Source organism: Variovorax paradoxus (genome assembly GCF_030811855.1).
GTDB classification, from domain to species: Bacteria; Pseudomonadota; Gammaproteobacteria; order Burkholderiales; family Burkholderiaceae_C; genus Variovorax; species Variovorax paradoxus_L.
In genome coordinates, this window is record NZ_JAUSRN010000016.1 from 36,629 (window position 1) to 51,123 (window position 14,495).

Below are 14,495 nucleotides of genomic sequence, written 5' to 3' on the forward strand. Positions count from 1 at the left end.
AATAAAAACGAACAACGGCGACAGCTTAGAGCGCTTTGCTCATGTGCATGTGACAACCCATGTCACACCGGGGTCAAAGCGAAGCCAGCGCCGCGCGCACCTCGTCCTTGCCCAAAATTTCGGTCAGCACGACCGGCGGCTTTCCGGGTGCCTGCAGCACGTACAGCGGCACACCGCTGCGTCCGAGCGAGGTCAGCGCGGCCGTGATGGCGGGATCGCGGCGCGTCCAGTCGGCCCGCAGCATCGCGACCTTCTTGCTGTCGAAGTCGGCCAGCACCTCGGCGTCCGCAAGCGTGGCCTTCTTGTTGTACTGGCAGGTCACGCACCAGGCGGCCGTGAAGTCGATGAACACCGGCTGCCCCGCGCCCGTGAGCTCGGTGACGCGATCGGCCGACCAGGGCTGCCAGCGCTGGCTGGTGTTGGACGCGAGCTTGGCGGGCTCCACCGTCTGCAGCACGTTGCGGCCGATGGCGGCGGTGAGCATCGCGGTGAAGGCGACCAGCACCGTGGCAATGACCAGCCGAGTGCGGCCGCGCAGGGTCAGCGCCCACACGATGGCGGCCATGCACACCAGCAGCGCGAGCAGCGTGCCGGCACCGTCGATGCCGCTTTGCTGGCCGAGCACCCAGACCAGCCAGGCCACCGTGGCGAACATCGGGAAAGCCAGCAGCCGGCGCAGCGTGCCCATCCACGGTCCCGGCTTCGGCAGCAGCCGCGCAATGGCTGGAACGAAGCCCGCCACCAGGTAGGGCAGCGCCAGCCCCAGGCCCAACGCTGCGAACAGCAGCAGGGCTTGCGTGGCCGGGAGCCCGATCGCAAAGCCGAGCGAAGCGCCCATGAAAGGCGCCGTGCAGGGCGATGCGATCACCACCGCGAGAACGCCCGAGAGAAAGTCGTTGGCGATCGGGTGCTTGGCCTGCGCCGAGCACAGCGACACCGGCGCCGCGCGGCCGAATTCGAACACACCCACCAGGTTGAGCCCCATCAGCGTGAACAGCGCCGCCAGCGCTGCCACCACAGCCGGCGATTGCAGCTGGAAGCCCCAGCCGAGCTGGGCGCCCGCCGCGCGCAGCGCAAGCATGGCGCCGCCCAAGGCGAGAAAAGAGAGCATCACGCCCGCGGTGTAGGCCAGGCCCGCCGTTCGGTGCGCGCTGCGGTTGCCCGCCTGCCGCGCAAAGCCCAGCACCTTGATGGCAAGGATCGGGAACACGCAGGGCATGAGGTTCAGAAGCAGGCCGCCTAGCAGGGCGCCCAGCAAGGCGACAACGAAGGTGCCGGCGGGTTGGGGCGGCAGGTCCGTGGACGAGGCCGGGGCGGTCGCCGCGTTCGCGGCATTGGCGGCAAGCGCAGCCTGCAGCGCGGGCGACACTTCGGCGCGCGGCGCAGCGGCCGCCGGCCAGGTGCCGCTGACCGGCGCCTCGGTGCGCCAGGCCACCGGCTGGCCCGGCTGCCGGTCGGGCTCGGCCAGCGCAACTACCAGCGGCAGGGTCGTGGGACTGGCGCTGCGCTGCTCGGCCAGCGGCAGCGTGGCCGTCCAGGTGCCACCCTGCCAGCTTTGCGTCCAGTCCTTGCCGGACTCCGCGGCGGTGCGGATCAGCTCGGGCGTTTCGGGGAAGAAACCAAGCGTTTTGCCCTGTGCGGCGGCGGGCAGGCCTTCAAGGCGCACTTGCAGATTGTTGCCATTGACCTCCACGGCGCCCGGCTTGGCGAGCGGTTGCGGCTGGGCCGCCTGGGCCGCGTCGAAATCGGCCTTGTGCAGCGCCGTGGAGCCCTGCAGCGGCAGCGCGAGGGTGAACTCGCCTTCCTCAGGGATGCATTCCTTGCGGCACACCAGCCACGTGGCCTTGAGCCGGATGTCCATCGACGAAGCCCCCGCGCCCAAGGCCAGTGGCGGCTTGAAATTGCTCGACACCTCCAGCGGCACCGGCAGCAGCACCGTGCCCTCGTAGCCGTAGTTGGCGAGCGTGCCTACGGGGATCTTTTTCGGCACCGGCCACGCGATGTCGCCGGCCGCCACGCCCGGCGGCAGCGTCCAGTTCAGTTCGGTGGGCAGGCCGGAATCGCCGGCGTTCTTCCAATAGGTGTGCCACTCGGGCTGGTGGGTGATCTGCAGCCCGACCCAGACCGGTGCGCCCGGCGTAACGCCTTCCGGCGCGTGCGCAACCAGTTCGGCGCGCACGTGGGGGGTGGCGACGACGGCACCCGGTTTGGATGACAGTTGAGCTGCAGCCGGCATGCAGGCTGCGGCGGTTGCTACAAGAAGCGTAGCCAGATGAAAGATGCGGGAAAAGATCATGCCGATAAGTCGGAGCAGGCGGGCGGTGCGAAGTTCCGGGCTTGGAGGGGCTTCAAGCGGCCCAGCCCAGCACCACGCGGCGGCTGTTGGCGCTCTTTTTCTCTATTTTGGTGACCATCACCGCGCCAATTTCCAAAGTGTTTGCAACATGCGTGCCGCCGCAGGGCTGGAAATCGATCTGCGCTTCGCCCTCGCCGCCGATGCGGATGGTGCGTACCGTGCCCGTGCCGCGCGGCGGCTGCACGCTCATGCTCTTTATCAGCGCCGGATTCGCGTCGAGCTCCTCGTCGGTGATGGCGCCCACGGTCAGCGGATGCGCCGCTTCCACCAGCCGTGCGAGACCGGCGGTCAGCGCTTCCTTGTCGAGCTGATCGGTCATGTGGAAGTCGATGCGCGCGTAGTCGGGCGTGATCGAGCAGCCGTTGACCGGCACCGGCACAAGGTGGCACAGCAGGTGGCTGGCCGTGTGAAAGCGCATCAGCCGGTGGCGGCGCTCCCAGTCCAAGCGCGCGGTCACGCTGTCGCCGGGCTTCAGCGCGGCCAGCAGTTCCGCCTGCCCGGGGGCCGGCACGTGAACGAATTCGGCGGTGGGCTGGCCTTCGTCGTTTTTCGCCTTGCGGGTGTCGGCAATGGCGATTTCGCGGCCATCAGGCAAGGCCAGCACGCCGGTGTCGCCGGCCTGCCCGCCGCCCAGCGGATAGAACACGGTGCGGTCCAGCACCACGCCCGCGTCGTCGATGCGCAGGATGCGCGCTTCGCAGGCGCGCAGGTAGGCGTCGGCGCGGAACAGGTCGTCGGTCATGCCGCCGATGGTAGCGGCGATGCGCCGATGGGGTGCGCCCACGCCAAAAAGCGCCCATGACCGACAGCCCATCGCAGCGCCGCCCGCATGATCTGTGTCAAAGCGGCCTGCAAGCCGCGACAAACCGAGGAGAGCGAATGAAGGTCCCGAGCATCGCTGTTTCTTCCCTGGTCTCCATGGCCGCCGTGGCAGCCGCTCTGGCGCTGACTGGTTGCGGCGAAGCCGCCAAGCTGGCGCCCGAAGCCACCATCGGGCCGAGGCCCCGACTGGCCGAGCCCCACAAGACCGTGATTCCCACCGTCAACGTCGCCACCGCGGTCGGCTGGTCCGACACCGCCGGGCCCAAAGCCGCCGACGGCTTGCGCGTGAATGCGCTGGCGCGCGGACTGGACCATCCGCGCTGGGTCTACACCCTGCCCAACGGGGACGTGCTGGTGGCCGAAAGCAACAAGCCGCCAAAGCCCGAGGGCACCACCGACGGGGGCAGCGGCCCCATGGCCAAGATCCGCGACTGGGTCATGGGCAAGGTCATGAGCCGCGCTGGCGCGGGCGTGCCCAGCCCCAATCGCATCACGCTGCTGCGCGATGCCGACGGAGACGGTGCGGCCGAGGTGCGGCACGTTTTCCTCTCGAACCTGAGTTCTCCCTTCGGCATGGCGCTGGTGGGCAACGAGCTCTTCATCGCCAACGCCGACGCGCTCGTCAAGGTGCCCTACACCGAAGGGCAGACCTCGGCCAGCGCCGCGCCCACCGTGGTCACGCCGCTGCCCGCGGGCATCAACCACCACTGGACCAAGAACGTGATCGCCAACCCGGACGGCACCAAGCTCTACGTCACGGTCGGCTCCAACAGCAACATCGGCGAGAACGGGCTCGCGGCCGAAGAAGGCCGCGCCGCCATCTGGGAGGTCGACGTGAAGAGCGGCGAGAAGCGCCTGTTCGCGAGCGGCCTGCGCAACCCCAACGGTCTGGCCTGGCACCCCGAGACCAAAGCGCTTTGGGCCGTGGTCAACGAGCGTGACGAAATCGGCAGCGACCTCGTGCCCGACTACCTGACCTCCGTCAAAGACGGTGCTTTCTACGGTTGGCCCTGGAGCTACTACGGCAATCACGTCGACTCTCGCGTCACGCCGCAAAAGCCCGACATGGTGGCCAAGTCAGTCGTGCCCGACTACGCGCTAGGCTCGCACGTCGCGCCGCTGGGGCTCGCCTTCTCCGATGCGCGCGGCATGCCGCCCGAGTTTGCGAGCGGCGCCTTCATCGGCGAGCACGGCTCGTGGAACCGCAAGCCCAAGTCGGGCTACAAGGTGGTGTTCGTGCCATTCGTCGGCGGTCAGCCGGTTGGACCGCCGGTCGATGTGCTGACCGGTTTCCTCACCGCGGACGAAAAGGCCCAGGGCCGTCCGGTGGGCGTTGCGCTCGACAAGAACGGCGCGCTGCTGGTGGCCGACGACGTGGGCAACGTGGTCTGGCGCGTGTCGCGCGCAAAGCCGCAGTAGACGCCCCGCCAGTCTCTAGCGCTGCGGGCGGCCGATCCGGAACAGCCGGTGCCGGCGCAGCGGGTGCCCCTCGGGCACGCTCGGGTGCTCGAAAGCGCCGGGCAAGTCTTCATGCATGCCGATACGTTCCATCACAGCCGCCGAGCGCACATTGCCAAGCGCCGTGAACGCCACGATTTCGTCGAGCCCGAGCCGCTCGAAGCCGACCTGCAGCGCGCCCCGCGCCGCCTCGGTCGCAAGGCCTTGGCCCCACCACCGGCGTGCGAAGCGCCAGCCGATCTCCACGCATGGTGAAAAGGGCAGCGCGGCCAGCGGCGCGTTGAGCCCAGTGAAGCCCGCGAACTCGCCCGAATCCTTGTGCTCGACGGCCCATAAGCCCCAGCCGTTGGCGGCGATGCGTGCCTTGAGACTTGCCGCCAGCCCATCGCTGTCGGCCCGAGTGGGAAGCGGCAGCAGGAACGCCATGACTTCCGGGTCGGAGGCGAGCGCGGCAAAGGGCGCGAGATCGCCCTCGCGCCACTGCCGCAACCGAAGACGCGGGGTCTCGAATTCGATCGGCGGTTGAATGATGGTTTCGGCCATGCGGCCGATTGTGCGCAGAAGTGCTCAGAACCCCGCGAGCACCACCTTGCCCTGCGCCGTGCCGCTTTCGATCAGCGCATGCGCCTTCCTGAGGTTGGCCGCGTTGATGGTGCCGAAGCTTGCGTTGGCGGTCGTGCGGATGCGGCCCGCATCGACCAGCGCCGCCACCTCGGCCAGCAACGCGCCCTGCTCGGCGATGTCCGGCGTTTCGAAGCGCGAGCGCGCGAACATCATTTCCCAGTGCAGCGAGATGCTCTTGGTCTTGAGCGGCATCGCGTCGAGCGAGGGCAGGTCGTCGATCACCGCGAGCTGGCCCTGGGGCTTGAGGCTTTCGATGATCTGCGCGTAGTGCTGGCCGGTCTGCGTGAGGCTCGCGACCATGTCGACCTCGCCGATGCCGGCGGCCTTGAGTTCGGCCGCGAGCGGCTTCGAATGGTCGATGACCGCATGCGCGCCGAGCGCCAGGCACCAGGCCCGCGTCTCGGCCCGCGAGGCCGTGGCCACCACGCGCAACTGCGTGAGCTGGCGCGCAAGCTGGATGAGGATGGAGCCCACGCCGCCGGCCCCGCCGGTGACCAGCAGCGTCTGTCCCGCGCCGCCGTTCTTCGGAACCTTGAGGCGATCGAACAGCAGCTCGTACGCGGTGATGGTGGTGAGCGGCAGTGCGGCGGCCTGCGCGTCATCGAGGCTCTTGGGCGCCAAGGCCGCGATGCGCTCGTCGACCGCATGCAGTTCCGAATTGGCGCCGGGCCGGACGATCGAGCCAGCGTAGTAGACGCGGTCGCCGACCTTGAAGTTCTTCACCCCCGCGCCAATTGCCTCGACGGTGCCAGCGGCATCCCAGCCCAGCACCTTGGCCTGGCCGGCTTCGGGCGCCATGTTCTTGCGCACCTTGGTGTCGACCGGGTTCACCGAGATCGCCTTCACGCGCACCAGCAGATCGCGCGGGCCGGCCACGGGCGCGGGCAGTTCGATGTCCTGCAGCGACTCCGGGTTGTCGATGGGGAGGGCTTGGTAGTAGCCGATGGCTTTCATGTCGGAGACCTTTCTTGAATGGATGGCCTCACTGTAGGATGGCAATCAAAAATTGATAAGCCCGTCTGAATAAGCAACACTTTCAAATGAAGATTGAAAATCTGTCGGACCTGCAGGTGCTGGTGCAGACCGCGCGCGGCGGCACGCTCACGGCCGCCGCCCATGCGTTGGGCATGACGCCGGCAGCAGCCAGCGCCACTCTCAAACGGCTGGAAACGCAGCTCGGCGCGCGCCTGTTCGAGCGTTCGACCCGCGCCATGCGCTTGACGTCGCAGGGCCAGACCTTGCTCGATTACGCGGTGCGCGCCTTCGAGCTGCTCGACGAAGGCGAGTCGCTGGTCATGGCCGACCGTGGCGAACTGGTCGGCACCTTGCGCGTGGCCGCTCCGTCGGATCTCACGCGCAGCACGCTGCTGCCATGGTTCGACGAATTCCTCGAACTGCACCCCGGCGTCCAGCTGTCGCTTTCCGTCGGCGACCGTCTGCTCGACGTGACCCGCGACGAGGTCGACGTGGCGCTGCGCTACGGTGCGCTGGCCGATTCACGCTTGGTGGCGCGGCCCTTTGCCCTGACCCATCCGCTGCTCACCGCATCGCCCGACTACCTGCGCCGCCATGCCGCGCCAAAGACGCCGCAAGACCTGGTGCACCACAACTGCCTCACCTTCGATCGCGGCGGGCGCCGGCACCGCACGTGGCGCTTCGCGCAGAACGGGCAGTGGACCGAAGTGCGGGTGAAGGGCGATCGCAGCGTAGATGACGCCTCGCTCGCGCGCGATTGGGCCGTGGCGGGGCGCGGCATCACGCTGAAGTCGGCGCTCGACGTGCGCAGCGACATCCAGAGCGGCCGGCTGGTGCACCTGCTGCCCGAGTGGGACACCGAGCCCTATCCGCTGCATGCATTGCTGCCGAGCGGGCGCTTCGTGCCGGCGCGCGTGCGGGCGCTGGTGGATTTTCTGGCGCTGAAGTTCGAGGCGCTGACCGCCACCGCCTAGATCATGGGCGTGACGGCGCCGTCCATTGCGACGATGGCGCCGGTGATGTAGCTCGCCTTTGGCGATGCCAGGAACACGACGGCATTGGCAATCTCTTCCGGCGCGGCGATGCGCCCGAGCGGGAGCCGCGCCTTGGCACGCTGCAGCGCCTCGTCGCTGCCGATGCCCTGCAGCTTCGCATCCGCCTTCATGCCTTCCTGCAGCCGCTCGGTCAGCGTGAGGCCGGGGTTCACTGCGTTCACGCGCACTCCCTTGCCCGCGTAGGCCGCGGCCATGCCGGCGCTTACCAGCATCAGCGCCGCGTTGGCCGCGCCGCCGGCCATGTGGACCGGACTCGCAACCTTTCCGCCCTGCCCAATGACGTTGACGATGGCCCCGCTCCCGCGCTGGCCCATGCGCTTCACGACCGGATCGATCATGTGGATGTAGGTGAAGTACTTGGCGTCCATCGCGTCGTGCCAGGCGGCGGCGTTCAGCTCGTCGGGCGGTGTGCGGCGCGCGGCGCCGGCCGAGTTGACCAGCACGTCGACGGGGCCGAAGGCCTGCTCGGCCGCATCGAGCGCGGCCAGCGCACTTGCCGGGTCCTTGAGGTCGGCGGCGTGCACCGAGACCCGACCCACGGTTTCGGCAAACGCTTCGACCAGCGTCTTGCGACCCTGCTCCAAGTTCTGCAGATCGCGCGAGACGAGGCTCACGCGCGCGCCCTCGCGCAGAAAGCCCAGCGCGCAGGCCAGGCCGATGCCCTTGCTGCCGCCGGTAATGAGAACGTGCCGGTCCTGGAGCTGGAGGTCCATGTGAGAGAGTCCTTGAGTCGTGAAAAGAAGGCCGCGCCGCGCGGGTCGCGTGGATTGAATCACCGCTCTAAGATCGGCGGATGAATGCATCTTCGGTATCCCTGCCCCGCTACTGGTCTCAACTGACGACGCGCGACTTTGCGGCGCTTGATGTGGCAGCCACCGTGGCAGTACTGCCACTCGGTGCGACGGAACAGCACGGGCCCCATCTGCCGCTGGGCGTGGACACGGTGCTGGCCGACGGCATCGTGACCGCGGCGCTGCCGCTGCTGCCGGCAAAGCTGCCGATACTGTTCCTGCCGACGCAGCAGATCGGCCTGAGCCCCGAGCACGCGCGCTTCGCGGGCACGCTCACGCTGTCGGCCGAGACCGTGATCCGCATGTGGAACGAGATCGGCGCCGGGGTGGCGCGTGCCGGCGTGAAGAAGCTGGTGCTGTTCAACGCGCACGGCGGGCACGTGGGCGCAATGGACATCGTGGCGCGCGAGCTGCGCGCGGCGCACGGGCTCATCGTCTACAGCGTGAGCTGGTTCAACCTGCCGCTGGGCGATGCGGGCGCGCAGTTCGGCGCCGACGAACATCGCTTCGGCGTGCATGCCGGCGACATCGAAACGTCGATGATGCTGGCGCTTGCGCCGCAGCAGGTGCGCATGGGCGAGGCGAAGAATTTCCGCTCCACCTCCGAGCAGCGCGCGGCCGACTACGCGATTCTTGGCAACGGCAAGAGCGCGAAGCTGGGATGGGCCATGGAGGATTACAACCCGCAAGGCGCAGCGGGCAATGCGGCCGCGGCGACTGGTGTGCGTGGGCAGGCTGTAATCGATGCGGCTGCGGAGCAGCTCGCGTTGTTATTGGCGGAGGTGTCTCGGCTGCCGTTGGAGACGGCTCATACGGGGCCGCTGCCGTAGCTTTGGGTCGTTGAGTGTTTGGTGCGCCGTTCAGGGCGGCGCTCCCGCCGACGGGGTACCTTTCTCCGCGAATGTCCCCCGGCCTGCGGCCTCCTCCTTTATTTCGCTGCGCAAGGCGCCCCGCCAGCGGGAGCGTGATTCAGAGCAGTCGTTGATTAGCGGTACAACCGCAGCGTGCCCCAGTGCACAGGGCATCGGGTGCTCCGCGCAGCGAAATAAAGGAGGAGGGCGAAGCCCGGGGGACATTCGCGGAGGGGAGTACCCGGTGGCCTTTGCACGCGCCCTGAACAGCAGCGCCAAAAGCACGCGTCCAAAAAAACGGACTCCTAAATCTTCAAGCCACCCGCCCCAGCACCCCCGCGAACATGTCTGAATCGACATTGCCGCCGCTCACGCAGATGCCCACCGTCTTGCCGCGCCAGCGCTCCTGCTGCTGGAGCGCACCCGCCAGCGCCGCGGCGCCCGCCCCTTCGGCCACGTTGTGCGTGTCGCTGAAGAGAATGCGCATGGCCTCGGCAACTTCGTTGTCGCTGACGGCGATCACGTCGTCGGCTTCGCGCAGGATCACCTCGACCGATTCGGGCACCGGCGTGCGGCAGGCCATGCCGTCGGCCAGCCGCGTGCTGACCGGCGATTCGACGGGCCGGCCCGCGCGAAAGGAATCCTGGTACGCCGTGGCATGCGCCGACACCACGCCGATGAGCCGGGTCGATACGCCGCAATGCGCCCGCGCGGCGGCCGCGGCGGCAAAACCCGAGCCCAGGCCGATGGGCACGAACATCACGTCGGGTGGCGTGTCTTTCAGCGCACTGAAGAATTCGACATACGCGGTGGACACACCGCGCACCAGCTCGCGGTGGAACGACGGCACGCGATGCATGCCGTCGCGCTCGGCGAGCATGGCCGCGTGCTCCGAAGCCGCCTGGAAATCGTCGCCATGCTCGACCAGCTGCACGCCCAGGGCGCGCATGGCGGCATTCTTCTCGATCGAGTTGCCATGCGGCACCACGATGGTGGCCGCGAGCCCATGGCGCCGCGCCGCGAAGCCGACCGATTGGCCGTGGTTGCCGCGCGTGGCGCTGATGACGCGGCGCACGCCGGGTTGCTCGCGCGCCAGGGTCTCGAAATAGGTCAGTCCGCCGCGGATCTTGAAGGCACCCGCTGGCGTGTGATTTTCGTGCTTGGCCCACACCGTACTGCCCAGGCGCTGCGAAAGCAGCGGCCATGCGTATTGGGGCGTGGGTGGCATGGCGGCGCCGACCGTGCGCTGCGCCGATTCGATTTCTTCGCGGGTGAACTTCACGGGCGTTTTCTTTCTACTTGCGTTCCGTCAGCGCGACACGCACCGCCAGCGCAGCGAGCACGCTGCCCATCACGTAGCGCTGCGCCCGCAGCCAGCCGGCGCTTTGCGACAGCACGGCCGTGATACTAGCGGCGCCGAAGATCATGACGGTGTTGACCGCGGCACTGCTCGCCATCTGCGCAACGCCCAGCTGCATGCTCTGCAGCAGCACCGAGCCGCGCTCGGGATGGATGAACTGCGGAAAGAACGAGAGGTAGAACATCGCGACCTTCGGGTTCAGCAGGTTGGTGAGAAAGCCCATGCGAAACAACTTGCCGGGCCGGTCCGAAGGCAGAGCGCGCGCCTCGAAGGGCGCATTGCCGCCGGGCTTGACCGCCTGCCATGCCAGCCACAACAGATACGCCGCGCCGGCAAGCCGGATCACGTCGAACGCGATCGGCACTGCCAGCAGCAGCGCGGTGAGCCCGAGCGCAGCCGCAAACAGGTGCGCGAGAAAAGCCATCATCACGCCGCCGAGCGAGACCAGCCCCGCGCGGCGACCCTGGATCAGCGTGCGCGACACGCAATAGATCATGTTGGGACCGGGCGTGAGCGCGAGCAGCACGGAGGCGAGCGCGAACCAGGCGATTTCGGTCAAGCTGAGCATGTTGGTCAGAGCCCTTCGGACTGAAGTGTGACGGGGCCGCGGGGTGTGTCGAGCACCGCTACGAGATTTGGCGCGCCGGGCTGCACGGCCATGTCGGCCATGCCAATGGCGGACAGCGCGGCAGCCAAGTCGGCCGCGCGTGGATGGGTGGCCTGGAGCGACCGCATCGAAAGCCCCGAGGCGGGCATGGCATCGGTGGGGTGCACCGGTCCCCACTGGATCAGCGTGGGCAGCGCGCCGTAGAAAAGCCGCTGCCCGTCGTCGCGCACCGTGATCTGCCATTCGAGCCGGCCGGCGGGCGTGTCGCGCGAAGCCTCGAGCAAATGGCCGCGGTCGATGTGCGCGTGTTCGTCGCGCGCCAGCGCCTGCAGCGCGGCGTGTGCATCTGGCACGCGCGCCACGAAGTGCACCAGCCGAGGCCCGCGTCGCAAGAGGCCCATCTGCAGCATTGCATCGTCGAGGTCGAACCAGCGGTGGGTGCCGGACCGCGACGGCTGCTTGCCGGGCTCGATGGCGATGATTTCGAGGTAGGCCTGCGGAAAGGCCGCGCTCGCGATATTCAGCAGCCGGTTGTGCGTGCCCATCAGCGGATGCGAACCGCCGGCGCCCGGCGTCACGCCCAGAGTTGCCTCGCACCACGCCACGCCCTCGGACAGCGAGGCGGCGGCGATCACCAGGTGGTCGAGCTGCGCGCGCATGGTGTTCTCCTCTTACAGCGTCACCTGGCCGTCGACGCAGGTCACGGCATCGCCGCCGACCCACACCTTGCCGTCGCCGTCGCGCTCGATGGACACGCGCCCGGCGCGTCCGAGGCACTGGCCTTGCGCGGCGGTGTAGCGCTCGGGCATGTGGCCGTCCGCAATCAGCCATTCGGCGAGGCTGGCGTTGAGGCTCCCGGTGACCGGGTCCTCCTCGACGCCGATCGGCGCTGCAAAAGCGCGCACCTCGAGATCGATCTTCGGGCCGTCGTCGGCTTGGGCCATGGCGGCCTTGCCGCCGAAGGCGCGCGCCTCGCGGTTCGAGCGCCCGATCAGCATCGATGAGCCCTCCGCCACTGGCACGCCCGCTACGCCGGCCTTGACGCCCAACTCCTTGAGCATTCGGTGGTCGGGCACGAGCCTGAGCACGGTGTCGGCATCGCTGAGCAGCAGGCCGAACCAGACCGGACCGTTGTCCAGCACCTGGGCCGCGACGATCTGCTGCGCCTTCAGGCCCAGCGCACCCGCCACCTTGGCCAGCAGCGTGGGGCTGGGCGCACTGCGCTTGAGTGGCGGGGCAGAGAAAGCCAGCCGCTCGCCTTCATGGCGCAGGGGCACGAGGCCGGCCGCGCACTGCTGCACGATGCGGCCCGCCGCCTTGGGCGTGCCGCCGGCCTGCAGCCAGGCATGGCAGCTGCCGATGGTCGGGTGGCCCGCGAAAGGCAGCTCGCCGCCGGGCGTGAAGATGCGCACGCGGTAGTCGGCGGTGGGGTCGGTCGGCGGCAGCAAGAAGGTGGTTTCGGACAGGTTGGTCCACTGCGCGAAGCGCTGCATCTCGGCGTCGTCGAGGCCTGCGCCGTCGAGCACCACGGCAAGCGGATTGCCGAGGTAAGGCGTTGCGGTGAAGACGTCGACTTGTTTGAACGGGCGGGGTTTCATGCGTGTCATTCGAGCGGAAGGTCGAGCACGCCGCGCGTGCCCGGACGGGAAATCAGTTCGCCGTACCAGCGTTCGAGGTTCGGCCAGCTGGGGCGCTGGTATTCGGCCGGCGGCAGGCCGAACCAGCGGTGGGCTTCGCAGCCGATGGGAATGTCGGCCATCGTGAAGCGCTCGCCGGCCATGTAGGGTTGCCGCGCAAGGTGCGCGTCGAGCATCGCGAACAGAGACTCGCTCGCATGGACGGAAGCGTCGATGAGCGTGAAGTCGCGGTCGGCCGGCGCCGTGCGCACCCACTGCACGAAGGCGTCGCGGCTCGCGCGGTTGAGCGTGGTCTGCTGCCAGTCCATCCAGCGCTCGGCATCGAAGCGCGCGGGCAGGTCGCTCGGGTAGAACTTGCCGTGCGAATGCTTGGCGCACAGGTAGCGCACGATCACGTTCGATTCCCACAGCGTGACGCGCTCGCTGCCTTCGCCGTCGTCGATGGTGGGCACCAGCGCGTTCGGATTGAGCGAAAGGTACTCGGGCGTCTGCACCACGCCGAACCGGCCGCCGGCTTCGGTGCGTTGAAAGTCGAGCCCCAGCTCCTGCGCGCACCAGACGACTTTGCGCACGTTGATCGAACTGATGCGGCCCCAGATGTTGAGCATGTGTTCAGCTTCCTTGGACAGGTGTGGCGGACAAGGCGGACGGCACGGAAGGACGGTCGAGCAGCAGCAGGCGGATGGCCAGGCCGACCATCACCAGCGCCAGCAGGCCGCGCTGGAATCTTTCAGCCCCCGGACGGCGCTGAAGCCAGCGTCCGACCTGCCCGCTGCATGCGCCGAGCAGCGTGTTGAACGCAAGCGCGGCAGCCGAGAGCATGACGCCGAGCTGCACCAGTTGCAAGGGCACGCTGCCGCGCGCCGGGTCGACGAACTGCGGCAGAAACACCATGAAGAACAGCAGCGCCTTCGGATTGACGAGGTTGTTGAGGAACGCCATGCGCACGATGCGCGCGAAGGCGGACGGCTGCACGCGCGCACCCGCGGGGAGGCCGCCGTTGCTGCGAAGCGCCTGAAACGCGAGCCACAGCAGGTACAGAGCGCCGGCATAGCGCAGCAGGTCGAAGTAGGGCGGCCATGCCGCCACCAGCGCGGTCACGCCAGTGGCGGCGAAGAGCGTGTGCACCAGGTCGGCCGACGAGATGCCGAGCGCCGCCGCGAAACCGCCGCGCGGTCCATGGGCCACGCCGTGCGAGAGCACGAAGGCCATGTTCGGCCCGGGCGACAGGAACAGCGCGAGGACGGCCAGCAGGAAGAGCGCGAGCGTGGCGAGGCTGATCATGGTGTGCCTTGCAATGCTTCGTTCAGGCAGCTGCGGCCGTGGCTGCCGCAACCGGCGGGAGGTAGGGCTCGATGTTGCGCATGGCGCGTGTCACGTAGTCGTCTTTCTCGCCGACCGGCGCAACGTAGTGCAGCGCGCTCTTCGCGGCCTCGATGCCTTCGCTGCGCGCAATGAGCCAGGCCGCGAGGTAGGGCGCTGACAGGCAGCCGCCGGCAGTGGCGACGTTGCCTTGCGCGAAGAAAGGCTGGTTGAGCACCTCGACGCCGGCTTCCTGCACCCAGGGCTTGGTCGTCAGGTCGGTACACGCCGGCACCGCGCCCAGCAGGCCCAGCTTGGCGAGCAGCAGCGTGCCCGAGCACTGCGCGCCGATCAGTTGCCGCTTGGCGTCGAGGCGGCGCAGCACGCCCATGATGGCGGGATCGGCCGCAATCTCTCGCGTGCGGATGCCGCTGCCGACGAGCACCGCCTCGGCCTCGGTGGCCGCCTCGAGCGTGGAGCTCGCATGCACGGTCACGCCGTTCATCGAGGTAACCGTGGCGCTGGGGGCGGACAGCGTCACGCGCCAACCTGGCTTCTTGATGCGGTTGAGTACCCCGAGCGCAATCAGCGAGTCGAGCTCGTTGAAGCCGTCGAAAGTGAGGATGGCGATGTGCATCGTGATTGCCTCGGGGAGTG

The 14,495-nt window shown here is 68.5% G+C and carries 15 protein-coding genes; 3 read left to right on the plus strand and 12 right to left on the minus strand.

The window, feature by feature from the left end; genetic code table 11:
* Positions 1–73: 73 nt before the first annotated feature.
* Complete coding sequence (locus J2X92_RS24470) at positions 74–2,236, minus strand: protein-disulfide reductase DsbD family protein (RefSeq protein WP_307579593.1); 2,163 nt, start codon at positions 2,234–2,236, stop codon at positions 74–76.
* A gap of 112 nt (positions 2,237–2,348) precedes the next feature.
* The gene (locus J2X92_RS24475; RefSeq protein ID WP_307579779.1) at positions 2,349–3,098 is read right to left on the minus strand and encodes an alanyl-tRNA editing protein; all 750 of its coding nucleotides are present in this window, start codon (positions 3,096–3,098) and stop codon (positions 2,349–2,351) included.
* 137 nt (positions 3,099–3,235) lie between these two features.
* On the opposite strand from J2X92_RS24475, the gene J2X92_RS24480 reads away from it, so the two are divergent.
* A complete protein-coding gene (locus J2X92_RS24480) occupies positions 3,236–4,597 on the plus strand; it encodes a PQQ-dependent sugar dehydrogenase (RefSeq protein WP_307579595.1) in 1,362 nt (453 codons plus the stop codon).
* A gap of 15 nt (positions 4,598–4,612) precedes the next feature.
* Here J2X92_RS24480 and J2X92_RS24485 read toward each other — a convergent pair whose 3' ends face one another.
* On the minus strand, positions 4,613–5,179 hold the full coding sequence (locus J2X92_RS24485) for a GNAT family N-acetyltransferase (RefSeq protein WP_307579596.1): 567 nt from the start codon (positions 5,177–5,179) through the stop codon (positions 4,613–4,615).
* 24 nt (positions 5,180–5,203) lie between these two features.
* Complete coding sequence (locus tag J2X92_RS24490; RefSeq protein ID WP_307579598.1) at positions 5,204–6,214, minus strand: zinc-binding alcohol dehydrogenase family protein; 1,011 nt, start codon at positions 6,212–6,214, stop codon at positions 5,204–5,206.
* 86 nt (positions 6,215–6,300) lie between these two features.
* On the opposite strand from J2X92_RS24490, the gene J2X92_RS24495 reads away from it, so the two are divergent.
* Positions 6,301–7,209, plus strand: coding sequence for a LysR family transcriptional regulator (locus tag J2X92_RS24495; protein ID WP_307579600.1), 909 nt, complete (start codon positions 6,301–6,303; stop codon positions 7,207–7,209).
* Here the strand turns inward: J2X92_RS24495 and J2X92_RS24500 are convergent.
* Positions 7,206–8,003, minus strand: a complete 798-nt coding sequence (locus J2X92_RS24500; protein ID WP_307579602.1) for an SDR family oxidoreductase — start codon at positions 8,001–8,003, stop codon at positions 7,206–7,208. The genes J2X92_RS24495 and J2X92_RS24500 overlap by 4 nt on opposite strands.
* A gap of 80 nt (positions 8,004–8,083) precedes the next feature.
* Between J2X92_RS24500 and J2X92_RS24505 the strand changes: the two genes are divergently transcribed.
* Positions 8,084–8,911, plus strand: a complete 828-nt coding sequence (locus tag J2X92_RS24505) for a creatininase family protein (RefSeq protein WP_307579604.1) — start codon at positions 8,084–8,086, stop codon at positions 8,909–8,911.
* Between the two features lie 334 nt (positions 8,912–9,245).
* On the opposite strand, the gene J2X92_RS24510 is transcribed toward J2X92_RS24505, so the two are convergent.
* Genes J2X92_RS24510 through J2X92_RS24540 form a run of 7 tightly spaced genes read right to left on the minus strand, consistent with a single transcriptional unit; the run spans position 9,246 to position 14,475 of the window.
* A complete protein-coding gene (locus tag J2X92_RS24510; RefSeq protein WP_307579606.1) occupies positions 9,246–10,214 on the minus strand; it encodes a threonine dehydratase in 969 nt (322 codons plus the stop codon).
* Positions 10,215–10,227: 13 nt separating this feature from the next.
* Entirely contained in the window at positions 10,228–10,860 is a 633-nt protein-coding gene (locus tag J2X92_RS24515) for a LysE family translocator (RefSeq protein WP_307579608.1), read from the minus strand.
* A 5-nt stretch (positions 10,861–10,865) separates the two neighbouring features.
* Complete coding sequence (locus J2X92_RS24520; protein WP_307579610.1) at positions 10,866–11,558, minus strand: VOC family protein; 693 nt, start codon at positions 11,556–11,558, stop codon at positions 10,866–10,868.
* Between the two features lie 12 nt (positions 11,559–11,570).
* A complete protein-coding gene (locus J2X92_RS24525) occupies positions 11,571–12,497 on the minus strand; it encodes a PhzF family phenazine biosynthesis protein (RefSeq protein ID WP_307579612.1) in 927 nt (308 codons plus the stop codon).
* A 5-nt stretch (positions 12,498–12,502) separates the two neighbouring features.
* On the minus strand, positions 12,503–13,144 hold the full coding sequence (locus tag J2X92_RS24530) for a glutathione S-transferase family protein (protein ID WP_307579614.1): 642 nt from the start codon (positions 13,142–13,144) through the stop codon (positions 12,503–12,505).
* Positions 13,145–13,148: 4 nt separating this feature from the next.
* Positions 13,149–13,820 carry a LysE family translocator gene (locus J2X92_RS24535; RefSeq protein ID WP_307579617.1) on the minus strand — a complete coding sequence of 224 codons (672 nt, stop codon included), beginning with the start codon at positions 13,818–13,820 and terminating at the stop codon, positions 13,149–13,151.
* A 22-nt stretch (positions 13,821–13,842) separates the two neighbouring features.
* Positions 13,843–14,475, minus strand: coding sequence for a DJ-1/PfpI family protein (locus tag J2X92_RS24540; protein ID WP_307579619.1), 633 nt, complete (start codon positions 14,473–14,475; stop codon positions 13,843–13,845).
* Positions 14,476–14,495: the final 20 nt, after the last annotated feature.

Bases quoted from the DNA above. Each gene is read 5' to 3' on its own strand.
- J2X92_RS24535 (WP_307579617.1), bottom strand. From the start codon at position 13,820: ATGATCAGCCTCGCCACGCTCGCGCTCTTCCTGCTGGCCGTCCTCGCG.
- J2X92_RS24540 (WP_307579619.1), bottom strand. From the start codon at position 14,475: ATGCACATCGCCATCCTCACTTTCGACGGCTTCAACGAGCTCGACTCG.
- J2X92_RS24505 (WP_307579604.1), top strand. From the start codon at position 8,084: ATGAATGCATCTTCGGTATCCCTGCCCCGCTACTGGTCTCAACTGACG.
- J2X92_RS24520 (WP_307579610.1), bottom strand. From the start codon at position 11,558: ATGCGCGCGCAGCTCGACCACCTGGTGATCGCCGCCGCCTCGCTGTCC.
- J2X92_RS24480 (WP_307579595.1), top strand. From the start codon at position 3,236: ATGAAGGTCCCGAGCATCGCTGTTTCTTCCCTGGTCTCCATGGCCGCC.
- J2X92_RS24470 (WP_307579593.1), bottom strand. From the start codon at position 2,236: ATGCCGGCTGCAGCTCAACTGTCATCCAAACCGGGTGCCGTCGTCGCC.
- J2X92_RS24475 (WP_307579779.1), bottom strand. From the start codon at position 3,098: ATGACCGACGACCTGTTCCGCGCCGACGCCTACCTGCGCGCCTGCGAA.
- J2X92_RS24495 (WP_307579600.1), top strand. From the start codon at position 6,301: ATGAAGATTGAAAATCTGTCGGACCTGCAGGTGCTGGTGCAGACCGCG.
- J2X92_RS24500 (WP_307579602.1), bottom strand. From the start codon at position 8,003: ATGGACCTCCAGCTCCAGGACCGGCACGTTCTCATTACCGGCGGCAGC.
- J2X92_RS24515 (WP_307579608.1), bottom strand. From the start codon at position 10,860: ATGCTCAGCTTGACCGAAATCGCCTGGTTCGCGCTCGCCTCCGTGCTG.
- J2X92_RS24490 (WP_307579598.1), bottom strand. From the start codon at position 6,214: ATGAAAGCCATCGGCTACTACCAAGCCCTCCCCATCGACAACCCGGAG.
- J2X92_RS24525 (WP_307579612.1), bottom strand. From the start codon at position 12,497: ATGAAACCCCGCCCGTTCAAACAAGTCGACGTCTTCACCGCAACGCCT.
- J2X92_RS24530 (WP_307579614.1), bottom strand. From the start codon at position 13,144: ATGCTCAACATCTGGGGCCGCATCAGTTCGATCAACGTGCGCAAAGTC.
- J2X92_RS24485 (WP_307579596.1), bottom strand. From the start codon at position 5,179: ATGGCCGAAACCATCATTCAACCGCCGATCGAATTCGAGACCCCGCGT.